The sequence below is a fragment of the Sphingomonas sp. S-NIH.Pt15_0812 genome, assembly GCF_003951315.1.
In the GTDB taxonomy this organism is placed as follows: domain Bacteria; phylum Pseudomonadota; class Alphaproteobacteria; order Sphingomonadales; family Sphingomonadaceae; genus Sphingomonas.
Map to the genome: position 1 here is coordinate 1 of NZ_QLJH01000026.1, position 12,604 is coordinate 12,604.

The 12,604-nt window shown below is 70.9% G+C and carries 14 protein-coding genes; 7 read left to right on the forward strand and 7 right to left on the reverse strand.

Annotated elements, in window-relative coordinates; all coding sequences use genetic code 11:
* Positions 1 to 43 precede the first annotated feature (43 nt).
* A complete protein-coding gene (locus BRX43_RS15215) occupies positions 44 to 691 on the reverse strand; it encodes a thymidylate kinase (RefSeq protein WP_125995947.1) in 648 nt (215 codons plus the stop codon).
* Positions 688 to 1,002: a chorismate mutase gene (locus BRX43_RS15220; protein WP_125995948.1), complete on the reverse strand. Its 315-nt coding sequence runs from the start codon at positions 1,000 to 1,002 to the stop codon at positions 688 to 690. Before BRX43_RS15220 ends, BRX43_RS15215 begins: the two co-directional genes overlap by 4 nt.
* Before the next feature lie 109 nt (positions 1,003 to 1,111).
* Here BRX43_RS15220 and BRX43_RS15225 point away from each other — a divergent pair, with 109 nt between their 5' ends.
* Together BRX43_RS15225 and mgtE are read left to right on the forward strand one after the other, a co-directional pair.
* Positions 1,112 to 2,122 carry a polyprenyl synthetase family protein gene (locus BRX43_RS15225; protein WP_125995949.1) on the forward strand — a complete coding sequence of 337 codons (1,011 nt, stop codon included), beginning with the start codon at positions 1,112 to 1,114 and terminating at the stop codon, positions 2,120 to 2,122.
* Between the two features lie 194 nt (positions 2,123 to 2,316).
* Positions 2,317 to 3,684 carry a magnesium transporter gene (gene mgtE, locus BRX43_RS15230; RefSeq protein WP_125995950.1) on the forward strand — a complete coding sequence of 456 codons (1,368 nt, stop codon included), beginning with the start codon at positions 2,317 to 2,319 and terminating at the stop codon, positions 3,682 to 3,684.
* A gap of 19 nt (positions 3,685 to 3,703) precedes the next feature.
* Here the strand turns inward: mgtE and BRX43_RS15235 are convergent, their stop codons facing one another.
* Positions 3,704 to 4,021, reverse strand: a complete 318-nt coding sequence (locus tag BRX43_RS15235) for a 2Fe-2S iron-sulfur cluster-binding protein (protein WP_125995985.1) — start codon at positions 4,019 to 4,021, stop codon at positions 3,704 to 3,706.
* Between the two features lie 60 nt (positions 4,022 to 4,081).
* On the opposite strand from BRX43_RS15235, the gene BRX43_RS15240 reads away from it, so the two are divergent.
* Complete coding sequence (locus BRX43_RS15240; RefSeq protein ID WP_125995951.1) at positions 4,082 to 4,711, forward strand: DNA-3-methyladenine glycosylase; 630 nt, start codon at positions 4,082 to 4,084, stop codon at positions 4,709 to 4,711.
* Between the two features lie 30 nt (positions 4,712 to 4,741).
* Here BRX43_RS15240 and BRX43_RS15245 read toward each other — a convergent pair whose 3' ends face one another.
* From BRX43_RS15245 to BRX43_RS15260, 4 genes are all read right to left on the reverse strand, one after another.
* Positions 4,742 to 5,422, reverse strand: a complete 681-nt coding sequence (locus BRX43_RS15245) for a PEPxxWA-CTERM sorting domain-containing protein (protein WP_241214984.1) — start codon at positions 5,420 to 5,422, stop codon at positions 4,742 to 4,744.
* 75 nt (positions 5,423 to 5,497) lie between these two features.
* Complete coding sequence (nudC, locus tag BRX43_RS15250; RefSeq protein WP_125995952.1) at positions 5,498 to 6,349, reverse strand: NAD(+) diphosphatase; 852 nt, start codon at positions 6,347 to 6,349, stop codon at positions 5,498 to 5,500.
* Positions 6,346 to 7,644: a serine hydrolase domain-containing protein gene (locus BRX43_RS15255; protein ID WP_125995987.1), complete on the reverse strand. Its 1,299-nt coding sequence runs from the start codon at positions 7,642 to 7,644 to the stop codon at positions 6,346 to 6,348. The genes nudC and BRX43_RS15255 overlap by 4 nt, the downstream gene beginning before the upstream one ends.
* A 5-nt stretch (positions 7,645 to 7,649) precedes the next feature.
* Positions 7,650 to 8,711 (reverse strand): A/G-specific adenine glycosylase, encoded by a 1,062-nt coding sequence (locus tag BRX43_RS15260; protein WP_241214985.1) that lies wholly within the window; start codon positions 8,709 to 8,711, stop codon positions 7,650 to 7,652.
* A gap of 92 nt (positions 8,712 to 8,803) precedes the next feature.
* Between BRX43_RS15260 and BRX43_RS15265 the strand changes: the two genes are divergently transcribed.
* The 4 genes from BRX43_RS15265 to BRX43_RS15280 are packed head-to-tail and all read left to right on the forward strand — an operon-like array spanning position 8,804 to position 12,586.
* Positions 8,804 to 9,307, forward strand: a complete 504-nt coding sequence (locus tag BRX43_RS15265; protein ID WP_241214989.1) for a DciA family protein — start codon at positions 8,804 to 8,806, stop codon at positions 9,305 to 9,307.
* Complete coding sequence (locus BRX43_RS15270) at positions 9,307 to 9,984, forward strand: thioredoxin domain-containing protein (protein WP_125995954.1); 678 nt, start codon at positions 9,307 to 9,309, stop codon at positions 9,982 to 9,984. Before BRX43_RS15265 ends, BRX43_RS15270 begins: the two co-directional genes overlap by 1 nt.
* Before the next feature lie 15 nt (positions 9,985 to 9,999).
* Positions 10,000 to 10,743 carry a thioredoxin domain-containing protein gene (locus BRX43_RS15275; RefSeq protein WP_125995955.1) on the forward strand — a complete coding sequence of 248 codons (744 nt, stop codon included), beginning with the start codon at positions 10,000 to 10,002 and terminating at the stop codon, positions 10,741 to 10,743.
* Between the two features lie 31 nt (positions 10,744 to 10,774).
* The gene (locus tag BRX43_RS15280; protein WP_125995956.1) at positions 10,775 to 12,586 is read left to right on the forward strand and encodes a chloride channel protein; all 1,812 of its coding nucleotides are present in this window, start codon (positions 10,775 to 10,777) and stop codon (positions 12,584 to 12,586) included.
* The last annotated feature ends 18 nt before the right edge of the window (positions 12,587 to 12,604 follow it).

Below are 12,604 nucleotides of genomic sequence, written 5' to 3' on the forward strand. Positions count from 1 at the left end.
TTTACCGGCGGCTGACGGTCCATCCCGTTCCAAACGCCGGAGACTAGCCCGCGATCCCGCGCGGCTGGCGCAGCCGACCGTGCATGATCGTCGGGAGCGTCGACCAAGGGCCGATCAGCGCATCGCCGCCCGCCACCATCGCCGCATAGCTGGCGCGCACCCGCTGTTGCAGCGCCTGGTCCGCCTCATAGGCGTCGAAGGTCGCATCGGTATAGCTGCGCTGACGCTTGCGGCGGATCAGGTCGCGCGCGACATCGGCGGGCGTGTCGAGATAGATCGACAGGTCGGGGCGCGGCAGGCCGAACTGCTCGACCTCCAGCCGCGCGATCCAGTCCATCAGCGCGGGCGCCTCCTCGGCCGGCACCTGTGCCGCCTGATAGGCCATGTTGGAGGCGATGTAGCGGTCGAACACCACCAGGTCATGCGCCGCCGCCGCCGTGGCGATCGCCGCGGCCGACTCGAACCGGTCGAGCGCGTACAGCACCGCCGCCGCGCGCGGCGAGGCGGCATGGGGCAGACGCCCGGCCAGATAGTCGCCCAGCACATGGCCGCCGATCGTGTCGGCATAGCGGGGAAAGGACAGGAGGGTGGCGCTGCGCCCGGCGTCCCGCGCCAGCGCGACGATCTCCGCCGCCGTGGTCGCCTTGCCCGCGCCGTCGCCGCCCTCGATCGCCAGCAGGAAGCCGGTCATGACTGGGTCTGCGACTGGTGGCGGGCGTGGTGGCGGATCACCTCGTCGATGATGAAGCGCAGGAACTTCTCGGAAAATTCCGGATCGAGCTGCGCCTCTTCTGCCAGGCGGCGGAGCCGGGCGATCTGCCGTTCCTCGCGCGCCGGATCGGCGGGGGGCAGGCCCTTTTCCGCCTTGTAGACGCCGACCGCCTGAGTGACGCGGAACCGCTCCGCCAACATGCACACCAGCGCCGCGTCGATATTGTCGATCGACTGGCGATATCCGCTCAGCACATCGTCGCTGGTGGACGGGGTCGGGGCTGGGTTCATGGCTCGGGCTCCTTCCGCCGCCCTTTGCGATATGTGACCTCCGGATTCCATGTTTTTCGTGTGACGGTAAAACTTGCGTTCGTGCGCGCGGACGGCCACTTGGGCGGGGATGACCGCGACCGTCCACCGCCTCAAGACCACGGCCCCCTCGCTGGAGCCGATGCTGCAGCTCGTCGCCAGCGACATGGACGCCGTCAACGCGGTGATCGTCGGCCGGATGCAGTCCGACATCCCGCTGATCCCGGAGCTGGCCGGCCATCTGATCGCGGGCGGCGGCAAGCGGATGCGGCCGATGCTGACGCTCGCGAGCGCGCAGTTGATCGGCTATACCGGCACCCGCCACCACCGCCTCGCCGCCTCGGTGGAGTTCATCCATACCGCGACGCTGCTGCACGACGACGTGGTCGACGGGTCCGACCTGCGGCGCGGCCGGCGCACCGCCAACATCATCTGGGGCAACCCCGCCAGCGTGCTGGTCGGCGACTTCCTGTTCAGCCGCTCGTTCGAACTGATGGTCGAGGACGGCAACCTGAAGGTGCTGAAGATCCTGTCCAACGCCTCCGCCGTGATCGCGGAGGGCGAGGTGAACCAGCTGACCGCCGCGCGGCGCGTCGACCTGGGCGAGGATCGCTATCTCGACATCATCGGCGCCAAGACCGCGGCGCTGTTCGCCGCCGCCTGCCGCATCGCGGCGGTGGTGGCGGAACGGTCGGAGGCGGAGGAGATGGCGCTCGACGCCTATGGCCGCAATCTCGGCATCGCCTTCCAGCTGGTCGACGACGCGATCGACTATGTCTCGGATGCGGGCACGATGGGCAAGGATGCCGGCGACGATTTCCGCGAGGGCAAGATGACGCTGCCCGTCATCCTGGCCCATGCGCGCGGATCGGCCGAGGACCGCACGTTCTGGAAGGACGCGGTCGAGGGGCGGCGCGACACCGATGCCGACTTCGCCCATGCCGTCACCCTGATCCGCCAGACGCGCGCGGTCGACGACACGCTGGCCCGCGCCCGCCACTACGGCCAGCGCGCGATCGATTCGATCGCGGGCTTCGCCGACGGCCGCGCCAAGGATGCGATGATCGAGGCGGTCGAGTTCGCGGTCGCCCGCGCCTATTGATCGATCCCGCCCCGCCGGTTGACAGAGCCGCCCCGGGGGACCAGAGGCCGGCTTCGGAGTGACGGTCACTCCGTTTCGGAAGCGAGAACATGTCCAGCGACAGTTCCAGTAGAGCCGCACGCTCCTCGGTGGTCGCCCGGTAGCTTTCGTCCGGCTCGCCCGCCCGCGGATCGTGCGGTGGCGAGGTTGAGACGATGACGAACGATCCCATCGCCGGCGCGCGGGCCGGCATTGCCTTTCTCCAGGCGGCGAACGGTCCCGCCCCCTATCCGGCCGATATCGCCGAGCATCTAAGCCGCGAAACGCCGCAGGCCGCCGCGGCGATGCTGCGCACGCTCGACCCCGCCGATGCGGTGCGGGTGCTGGAACAGCCCGAATATCATGGCGCGGCGCGCACGCTCGCCGCCCTGTCCTTCGCCGAGAGCGCGACGCTGATCGCCGCCATGGCCGAGGATCGCGCCGCCGACCTGCTCGCCGACCTGCCGCCCGGCGATGCGGAGGCGGTGCTGGCGCTGCTGCCGCCGCCGGTCCGCCAGTCGCTGCGCCGGTTGCTCGCCTGGCCGACCGACAGCGCGGGCGGGCTGATGACGACCGAGTTCGTCGCCGTGGCGGAGGGGATCACCGTCGCCCAGGCGTTGGACCATATCCGCACCGTCGAGCGCAGCCGCGAGACCATCTATGCGCTCTACCTGCTCGACCCCGCCGGCCGGCTGACCGGCGCGCTGTCGCTGCGCCGGCTGATCGCCGCCGAGCCCGATTCGATCGTCCACGACCTCGCCCCGCCCGATCCGGTGACGATCGCCCCCGATGCGGACCGCGAGGACGTGGCGCGCCAGATCGCGCGCCACGACCTGCTGGCGGTGCCGGTGGTCGATGCGCATCGCCGGCTGCTCGGCATCGTCACGGTCGACGACGTGCTCGACGTGATCGTCGCCGAGGCGACCGAGGACAGCGAGCGGTTCGGCGGCGTCGCCGCGCTCGGCCGCCCCTATCTCGACACCGGCTTCGTCGCGATGATCCGCAAGCGCGCCGGCTGGCTGTGCGCGCTGTTCCTGTCGGAGATGCTCACCGCCAGCGCGATGCAGCATTTCGAAAGCGAGCTGGAACGCGCGATCGTGCTGACCCTGTTCATCCCCCTCATCATGAGCTCGGGCGGCAATAGCGGCAGCCAGGCGACCTCGCTCATCATCCGCGCGCTGGCGCTGCATCAGGTGCGCTTGCGCGACTGGTGGCGCGTGGCGTTCCGCGAACTGCCGACCGGGCTGGTGCTGGGCGCGATCCTGGGGCTGGTCGGCATGGCGCGGATCGCGCTGTGGCAGGGGCTGGGATTCTATGATTACGGGCCGCATTGGCCGCTGATCGCCGCGACGGTGGGGGCCGGGCTGATCGGCATCGTCACCTTCGGCTCGCTGGCCGGATCGATGCTGCCCTTCGCGCTGCAACGGCTGGGCTTCGACCCCGCCAGCGCCTCCGCGCCGTTCGTCGCGACGCTGGTCGATGTCACGGGGCTGGTGATCTATTTCTCGATCGCGCTGGTCATCCTGCACGGCACGCTGCTGTAGCGTGCCGTGCCGGGGGTAATCAGTCCTCCGCCGCGATGCGGATGCGCAGGCCGTCGAGCGCGTCGGTGAAGGGGATCTGGCAGGACAGGCGCGAGGTGGCGTCGCGGTCGCTGGTCGAATCGAGCAGGTCGTCCTCGTCCATGCTCATCTTGGGCAGGCGGTCGGTGAAATCGGGGTCGACATGGACATGGCAGGTCGCGCACGAACAGCAGCCGCCGCACAGCGCCAGCAGCTCGTCGATGCCGCCGTCGCGGATCACCTCCATCACCGAAAGGCCCGATTCGCCAACCAGTTCGCGTTCTTCCCCTTCGCGCGTCGTGACGATAAGCGTGGGCATCATGCAGTCTCCAGATCTTCGCCGCCGTCATGGCGTCCGCATCGCCAGCGATCAAGCGTCATGGGGCTGAGCGCCGAGCAGCTTCGCGCCGGACTGGACGCGCTCGGGGCGATCGAGCCGGCGATCGCCGCGGCGATGGCGCGCATCGGCTATCCGGAACCGCGGATCCGCGAGCGCGGCTATGCGACGTTATTGCGCACGATCGTCGGGCAACAGGTCAGCGTCGCCTCCGCCAATGCGGTGTGGCGGCGGCTGAACGAAGTGCTGGGCGATGCCGGCGACCCAGCGCGGGTGATGGCGGCCAGCGACGAAGACCTTCGCGCCGCCGGCCTGTCGCGGCAGAAGAGCGGCTATGCGCGCAGCCTGGCGGACGAGGTGACGAGTGGCCGGCTCGATCTCGCCAACCTGCCCGAGGATGACGAGGCGGCGATCGCGGCGCTGGTCCGGGTGAAGGGGATCGGCCGCTGGTCGGCCGAGGTCTATCTGCTGTTCGCGGAGGGGCGACCGGATATCTGGCCGGCGGGCGACCTGGCGGTGCAGATCGAGATCGGCCGGATCCTGGGCCATGACGCACGGCCGAGCGAGGCGCTGACCCGGTCGCTGGCGGAGGCGTGGCGGCCGCATCGCGGCGCGCTGGCGATCTTCACCTGGCACCATTATGGCGCCGGCCCGGACGCCGCCCCCGTCTGATCGGGCAGGCGGCGCGCCGGGGGATGCGGTTCAGCCGAAGGCGACGGTGGCGCGGCGGCGGCGATAGCGGACGCCGGCCCCCAGCATCGCGAAGCCGACCAGCATCATCGCCCAGCTCGACGGCTCGGGCACGGCGGTGGCATAGCCGATGACATTGTCGATGCCGAAGGCGGTGCTGGCATCCGCGCCGCCCTCATTGTCGAGGCGGTAGAAGCCCAGCGCCTCGATCGGCGTGTCGAAGCTGAAACCCAGGAAGCCGGCCTCGTTCAGGCTGCTCAGCGTGAAGCTGCCCGTCTCGCCCGTGTCGGTCAGGAAGCCGACGGTTTCGCCCGCGTCGCTGCTCGCGCCCAGGAAATAGGGACGCAGGTCGAAGCCGAGCGCCTGGGTGGTCGAAGTGAAGCTGAAGACGGTGGTGATCGCCGTATCCGCCAGCACCTGGACGAAGGCGGAGCCGTTGACGCTGCCGAACGTGCCGGCATCGATACCGGTCACCGGCGCGACCTGATCGACATTCTCGCCGTTCTCGCCCGACACCTGGAAGATCATCAGCGGATTGGTGCCGCCGGAGAAATCGGTGGTGTAGGCCGGCGTGCCGCCCAGGGCGACGAACTGCGCACGATCGGTGAAGATGGTGGCGGCCTGCGCCGTCGCGGGCGCGATGATCGCCGCCGCGCCGATGGCGGCGATCGCCCATGGCTTGAAATTCGTCATGTCCGACTCCCGTGTTGCTGGAGCCGTTAATGCCGGGGAAAGGTTAATTACCCGTTACCCATCTGGAACGACTGGCTATTCCGCCGCCCAGCGGGTCAGCAGGCTATGCGCGATGGCATAGGGCGGCGGCGGTACGAAGGGGCCGGGCGCGCCCGCCAGCACCGCCCGCACCACCGAGCGGGGAACCCAGATCGCGTCCTCCAGCTCGGTCGTGTCGATTGCCAGCCGGTCGCTGGTGGCGGTGGCGATGCAGGCGATCATCAGCGATGACGGGAAGGGCCAGGGCTGGCTGGCGACGTAGCGGACATCGGTGACGGCGATGCCCGCCTCCTCCGCCACTTCGCGCGCCACCGCCTCCTCGATCGATTCGCCCGGTTCCAGGAAGCCGGCCAGCGCCGAATAGCGGCCGGGCGGAAAGGCGGGCTGACGGCCGAGCAGCGCGCGGCCGTCATGCTCGGCGATCATGATGACGACCGGGTCGACGCGCGGGAAATGCTCCGTCCCGCAATGCGGGCAATGCCGTCCCCAGCCGGCGCGGAACGGTGCGGTGGCATGGCCGCAGACCGCGCAGAAGCCATGCCGCGCATGCCAGTCGAGCACCGAGCGCGCCGCCGCATAGGTCGCAGCCTCGCCCGCCGCCAGCGCGTGGAGCGCGGCGATCATCTCGAACGAACGGCCGCGTGCGGGCCGGCCGGTGATCGCGGCGAAATGCGGCACGCCCGCCGCGTCCAGCCCGAGCAGCACCAGCGACTCCGCCGCCCGGTCGCCCAGCGTCGCCCAGCCGAGCCGCCCGCCGTCGATCGCGGGGGCGTAATCGTTCAGGACCAGCAATCGCGCGCGGGGATCGGCCATCGCCGCCGCGAAGCGGGCCGGATCGTGGCGGATCGGATCGGCGCGGTCGAGCAGACCGCCGGTGAAGCCGATCATTCGCCGTGCAACCGCTTGGCATCGCGGAGCAACGCCGCGCCGACCTGTGCCGCCAGCGGCACGTCGCCGCCCATGATATTGACCATCACCGTTCCTCTGATTCCCCGGGTCGGATCGACCCAGCCGATCGATCCCGCCGCCCCGGCCCAGCCGAATGTACCCTTGCCCGGCCCCCCGGCTTCGTCGGCCAGCCGCACCGATCCGCCCGCGCCGAAGCCCTGGGCCGCGCCCGGCCTGTCGCCGGTGACCATGCCCGCGCCGCCGAAGACGACGCCCGCCGGCAGCAGGTTGGACAGGGCGAGCCGCACCGTCTCCGCCTTCATCACCCGCACGCCGTCCAGCGTGCCGCCATTCTGGAGCATGTGGAGGAAGCGGTCGTAATCGCGCGCCGAGGAGACGAGGCCGGCCCCGCCATAGGGGAAGCTGGGGGGCATCAGGAACACCGATGTCCGGCCGGGATCGAGCGGCGCCAGGGTCCCGCCGATCACGGCGTAATTGGTCGCCAGCCGGCCGGCATCCCCGGCCGGAACGGTGAAGACGGTCGAGTCCATCTTCAGCGGCGTGAAGAAGCGGGTCCGGAGGAAGCGGTCGAACGGCATCCCGCTCGCCACCTCGATCACCCGGCCCAGCACGTCGAACCCGATCGAATAGCGCCAGCGCGTGCCCGGCTCGGCGACCAGCGGCACGGTCGCGACCCGGTCGGCGAATTCGGCGAGCGTCGCGGGACGGGTCGCGCGCATCTTGGCTTCGGCCGTCGCGTTGATCGCTAGCGGCACCAGGCCCAGCCGCTCATATTCGCGCAGCAGCGGCCCATGCGCGTTGATCGAATAGCCCAGCCCCGATGTATGGGTCAGCAAATGCCGGATGGTGATCGCCTGCCTGGCCGGCACCGACTCGAGGCTGGTGTCGGGATGGGTCAGGACGCGCATCTTCGCGAAGGCCGGGATATACTTCGCCACCGGATCGTCGAGGCCGATCCGCCCCTCCCCGACCAGCTTCATCACCGCCATGCCGGTGATCGGCTTGGTCATCGAATAGATGCGCCAGAGCGTGTCCGGACCGGCGGCGGGCGCAGCGGGCGTATCGGCGATCCGCCCCGCGGTCACGAACAAGGTCGCCGAGTCGCCGCGCCCGAACGCGCCGACGATCCCCGGCATCCGACCCTCGCGGACATAGGAGTCGAACACGGCCTGCGTATCGGCGAGCAGCGGCCGGGCCGGCGCCGGGCCGGTCGGCGATGTCTGTGCCACGGCCGGCGCGGCGAGCGTCAGCAGCAGGGGAAGCAGGCGGATCATCCCGGTCACGTCATGCTCCCATCATCCAAGGCCTCCGCCGCCATGACCGCCTGCGCCGCCTTGGCGAACAGCGTCGGCAGGCCGGCGGCGGCGAGATCGGCGACCGGCCACCATTCGCCCGCGCCCTGCGCCTCGCCGCGCCCGACCGCAAGCGCCAGCGTCAGGTCGAAATGGGTGAAGCCATGTTCGACCTTGCCCTCCAGCATCCGCCAGTTGATCGCGGCGGGTGCCTCCGCCAGCGCGGGCGCCGGATCGGTCCAGGGACCGGTCGGCAGCGCGCGCATCCCGCCGAGCAGGCCCCTGTCGGGCCGCCGCACCAGCCAGACCGAGCGCGTGCCCTTCCGACGTTCCAGCCAGAAGATCGTGCCCTGGCGGCGCGGCTTGGCCTTCTTCGCCGCCTTGACCGGCAGGCGCGCGGGATCGCCCGCCGCAAAGGCCTCGCAGGATTCGCGCAACGGGCAGAGCAGGCAGCGCGGCTTGCGCACGGTGCAGAGCGTCGCGCCCAGGTCCATCATCGCTTGCGCGAAGTCGCCGGCGCGCGCGTCCGGGGTGATCCGGTCGGTCGCCCCCCGGATCGCCGGCCGCGCCGCTGGCAGCGGCGTGTCGATCGCGAACAGCCGCGCCACCACCCGCTCGACATTGGCGTCGACCACCACCGCCCGCTCGCCGAACGCGATCGCCGCCACCGCCGCCGCCGTATAGGCGCCCAGTCCCGGCAGTTCGAGCAGCCCCGCCTCGGTGCGCGGGAACCCGCCCGCCGCCGCCACCGCCCGCGCCGCCTTCACCAGGTTGCGGGCGCGGGCATAATAGCCCAACCCCGCCCAGGCGGCCATGATCGCCTCGTCCGGCGCGGCCGCCAGCGCCTCGACGCTGGGCCAGCGTTCGGTCCATTCGCGGAAACGCGGTGCGACCGCCGCGACCGTGGTCTGCTGGAGCATCACCTCCGACAGCCAGACGCGATAGGGATCGGGCGTCTCGCCCGGTTTCGCGCGCCACGGCAGGTCGCGGGCGTGCGCATCATACCAGTCGAGCAACCGGTCGGCGATCGAAGAGCGCTTGGCGTTCACCGCCCGCCTATGGCATGGGACACGCCATGAGCAAGCATCCCGGCACGCCCCCGGCCGGAAGTCCCCCGAAAACCGCCAAGCCTCCCAAGGCCATGAAGGCCAGGCCGGAGGCCGAACGGTCCAACCGCTCGCGCGCGGTGTCCGAACTGCTGCCCGCGATCGGCGGCGCGGCGTTCCGCCGCTTCGGCTTCGTCCAGTCCTCGATCGTCAGCCGCTGGCCGGAAATCGTCGGCGAGCGACTCGCCCGCGCCTCGATGCCCGAATCGATCCGCTTCCCCGTCGGGCAGAAGCAGGACGGCACGCTGACCCTGTGCGTGCGCGGCGCGCATGCGCCGATGATGCAGCATGTCATTCCCGAGATCGTCGAGCGGGTGAACCGCTTCTTCGGCTATGCCGCCATCGCCCGGGTGACGATCCGCCAGGGCGAGATCGCCGCGCCCGTGCCGCGCCGCGCCCCCGCCTCGCTCCAGCCGCGCGCCGTGCCGGTCGAGATGGGCGAGGGGCTGAAGGCGATCGCCGATCCCGAACTGCGTGCCGTGCTCGAATCGCTTGCCGCCGGTGTCGCCGCGACCCGGGGCCTACCAAGGGTGTCCTGATGCGTCTGTTGCCCGTTGCGCTTGCCTTGCTCGCCCTGCCCCTGACGCTGGCCGGCGCCGCGCCGGTGCGCGACTGGTCGAGGACCGCGACGATGAACGCGGACGGCGCCTATGTGATCGGCAATCCCGCCGCGCGGGTGAAGCTGCGCGAATGGGCCAGCTATACCTGTCCGCATTGCGCGCATTTCAGCGCCGAGTCGGAGCCGGTGCTGACCAACCGCATGATCCGCTCGGGCTCGACCAGCCTGGAGGTGCGGCACATGGTCCGCGATCCGCTCGACCTGGGCGCGGCGATCCTGACGCGCTGCGCCGGGCCGCGCGGCTTCGCGGGGGCGCATCGGGCGGTCTTCGCCGCGCAGGACCAGTGGTTCAAGAAGGGCGCGGACTATGCCCAGGCCCAGGCCGAGCGGCTGGAGAAGCTGCCCAATCTGGTCGCGGTGCGCCAGCTGGCCGATGGGGCCGGGCTGACCGCGATCCTGACCGCGCGCGGACTGACCCCGGGCGCGATCAATGCCTGTTTCGCCGACCAGAAGGCGGTCGACCGGCTGCTGAAGCTCAGCGACTCGGTGCCGGCCGAGGTCACCGGCACGCCCAGTTTCTACATCAACGGCAAGCTGATCCCCAACGCCACCTGGGTCCAGCTCGAACCCGCCCTTCGCGCCGCCGGCGCCAAGTAAATGCCAGGAGCCACCATGAAGTTCGCGCCCCTTCTTCTAGCCCCCCTTCTTGCGGCCGCCGCGCTCTCCGCCTGTTCGGGCCAGAGCGGCGGGGGCAATGACAGCGCGCCCGCCGCCCCCGTCGCCGCCACCGCGCCGCCCGCCGGCAAGCAGTGGACCGACGTCGTGTCGAAGACGCCCGAAGGCTATGTCGTCGGCAACCCCAATGCGCCGATCAAGGTGGTGGAATATGGCTCGCGCCTGTGCCCGGCCTGCCGCGCGCTGGCGACCGAGGGCTTCGCGCCGCTGATGAAGAACTATGTCGCGCCGGGCAAGATCAGCTTCGAATTCCGCGAGTTCCTGATCCACGGCGCGTCGGACCTGCCGCCGGCGCTGATCGGCGGTTGCGGCGGCCCTGCCCCCTTCTTCCCGATGCTGGAGCAGATGTACGCCAACCAGAACGCCTTCCTCGACAAGTTGCAGGCGCTGCCCAAGCCGGTGCAGGACCAGATCCAGGCGGCAAAGCCGCAGGATGCGATCCGGATGCTGGGCGAGCAGATGGGCATCATCGACTTCGCCAAGCAGCGCGGCATCCCCGAGGCGAAGGCGCGCCAGTGCCTGTCCGACATGACCCGGATCGACGCGCTGACCAAGCAGACCCAGGACAAGGGCGCGGACGGCACCGTCACCGGCACGCCGACCGTGATCGTCAACGGCACCAAGGTCGAGGGCTTCGGCTGGGCCGATGTCGAGAAGGCGCTGAAGCGCGCGGGCGCCTGATCGACCCATCCGGCCCTGCCGCCCCTGCGGCATGGCCGGCACCCGACGCCATGACTTCGACCCGACATCGTCCGCACGGCGCGGGGCGCGCGTGAGCATCGGCGCGCCCTCCCATTGGGCGGCGCGGCTGCACGCCTTCGGCACGCGCGTCCGCGCCACCGAATTGCTGTTCGTGCTGGTCGCGGTCGCCATCGGCATGGGCGCGGGCCTGCTCACCGTCCTGCAGGGCGCGCTGGCGCGGACGGTGCAGCATCTTCTCTACCGGATGCCCGGCCCCACGCGGCTGAGCGGCATGCCCCAGCTCGCCTGGTGGCAGTTGCTGATCCTGCCCGTCGGCGGATGCGTGCTGGTGGGGTTCAACCGACTGGTCGGGACGCAGCGCCGGGCGCTGGTCGACACGGTGGAGGCCAACGCGCTGCATGGCGGCGTGCTGTCCGGCCGGGACAGCGCCATCGTGTCGGGGCAGACCATCCTGTCGAACGGCTTCGGCGCGTCGGTGGGGCTGGAGGCGGCCTATGCGCAGCTTGGCGGCCTGATCGCCTCGCTGGCCGGGCGGTGGCTGCGGTTGCGGCGGATCGATATCCGCACGCTGGTCGGGGCCGGCGCGGGCGGCGCGATCGCGGCGGCGTTCGGCGCGCCGCTGGCGGGCGCGTTCTACGCATTCGAGGTGGTGATCGGCGCCTATACGCCCGCCACGATCGCCCCGGTCGTCGCGGCATCGCTGGCCGGCGCGCAGGTCGCCCGGCGCCTGGGCGTCGTTCCCTATATCGTCGATGTCGATCGGGGTCCGGCGATCCAGACCTTCGGCTATCTCGTCTACGGGTCGCTGGGCGTGCTGTGCGCGGCGATCGGCATCGCGCTGATGCGCCTGGTCGGGGCAACCGAGGCGCGCACGCGCGCGCATCTGCCCGGCTGGTCGCGGCCGATCGTCGGCGGCATGCTGCTGGCCGGGCTGGCGGCGATCTCGCCACAGGTGCTGTCCGCCGGGCATAGCGCCTTGCATATCGATCTGGTCCAGGCGCTGCCGCTGGCGGTCGTCGCGACGCTGTTGGCGACCAAGGCGCTGGCGTCGATCGTGTCGCTGGGTTTCGGCTTTCGCGGCGGCCTGTTCTTCGCCTCCCTGTTCCTGGGGACGCTGGTCGGGCATTTCTATGCCGACGCGCTCGCGGCGATCGCCGGCGTGGAGGTCCTGGACGCGGGCAATGCCGCGATGGTCGGCATGGCCGCGCTGGCGGTGGCGGTGATCGGCGCACCGTTCACGATGACGATGCTGGTGCTGGAGGCGACCGGCAATTTCAGCCTGACCGGCGCGGTGCTGGCCGCGTCGCTGGTGTCCTCGACGATCGTGCGGCAGTTCTTCGGCTATTCCTTCTCCACCTGGCGGCTGCACCTGCGCGGGGAGACGATCCGCAGCCTGCGCGACGTGGGATGGGTCAAGTCGCTGACGGCGGGGCGGATGATGCGGCGGCAGCCCAACATGATCGCCGGCAGCGCCACCGTCGCCGAATTCCGCCGCCGCTTTCCGCTGGGGGCGACCAAGCGCGTCATCCTGCTCGATGCCACCGACCATTATGCGGGCATCGTCGACCCGGTCGCGGTGCATGACGGTGCGGTCGGCGCGGACCGGCCGGTCATCGACCTGGCGCAGGGGCGCGACCAGGTCCTGCGGCCGGACATGGACATCCGGGCCGTCATGGCGCTGTTCGACGCGACCCGGCGCGAGGAGCTGGCGGTGGTCGACGATCAGGGTGCGGTGCTGGGCCTGGTGACCGAGGCGCATGTCCGCCGCCGCTATGGCGAGGAGGTGGAGAAGAGCCAGCGCGAGCTGTTCGGCGAGGCCTGACGCCCCGCCCGGCAGGTC

What these genes read in the sequence shown, in the direction of transcription:
- BRX43_RS15215 (WP_125995947.1), bottom strand. Translation starts at nt 691, where the DNA reads ATGACCGGCTTCCTGCTGGCGATCGAGGGCGGCGACGGCGCGGGCAAG.
- BRX43_RS15220 (WP_125995948.1), bottom strand. Translation starts at nt 1,002, where the DNA reads ATGAACCCAGCCCCGACCCCGTCCACCAGCGACGATGTGCTGAGCGGA.
- BRX43_RS15225 (WP_125995949.1), top strand. Translation starts at nt 1,112, where the DNA reads ATGACCGCGACCGTCCACCGCCTCAAGACCACGGCCCCCTCGCTGGAG.
- mgtE (WP_125995950.1), top strand. Translation starts at nt 2,317, where the DNA reads ATGACGAACGATCCCATCGCCGGCGCGCGGGCCGGCATTGCCTTTCTC.
- BRX43_RS15235 (WP_125995985.1), bottom strand. Translation starts at nt 4,021, where the DNA reads ATGCCCACGCTTATCGTCACGACGCGCGAAGGGGAAGAACGCGAACTG.
- BRX43_RS15240 (WP_125995951.1), top strand. Translation starts at nt 4,082, where the DNA reads ATGGGGCTGAGCGCCGAGCAGCTTCGCGCCGGACTGGACGCGCTCGGG.
- BRX43_RS15245 (WP_241214984.1), bottom strand. Translation starts at nt 5,422, where the DNA reads ATGACGAATTTCAAGCCATGGGCGATCGCCGCCATCGGCGCGGCGGCG.
- nudC (WP_125995952.1), bottom strand. Translation starts at nt 6,349, where the DNA reads ATGATCGGCTTCACCGGCGGTCTGCTCGACCGCGCCGATCCGATCCGC.
- BRX43_RS15255 (WP_125995987.1), bottom strand. Translation starts at nt 7,644, where the DNA reads ATGATCCGCCTGCTTCCCCTGCTGCTGACGCTCGCCGCGCCGGCCGTG.
- BRX43_RS15265 (WP_241214989.1), top strand. Translation starts at nt 8,804, where the DNA reads ATGAAGGCCAGGCCGGAGGCCGAACGGTCCAACCGCTCGCGCGCGGTG.
- BRX43_RS15270 (WP_125995954.1), top strand. Translation starts at nt 9,307, where the DNA reads ATGCGTCTGTTGCCCGTTGCGCTTGCCTTGCTCGCCCTGCCCCTGACG.
- BRX43_RS15275 (WP_125995955.1), top strand. Translation starts at nt 10,000, where the DNA reads ATGAAGTTCGCGCCCCTTCTTCTAGCCCCCCTTCTTGCGGCCGCCGCG.
- BRX43_RS15280 (WP_125995956.1), top strand. Translation starts at nt 10,775, where the DNA reads ATGGCCGGCACCCGACGCCATGACTTCGACCCGACATCGTCCGCACGG.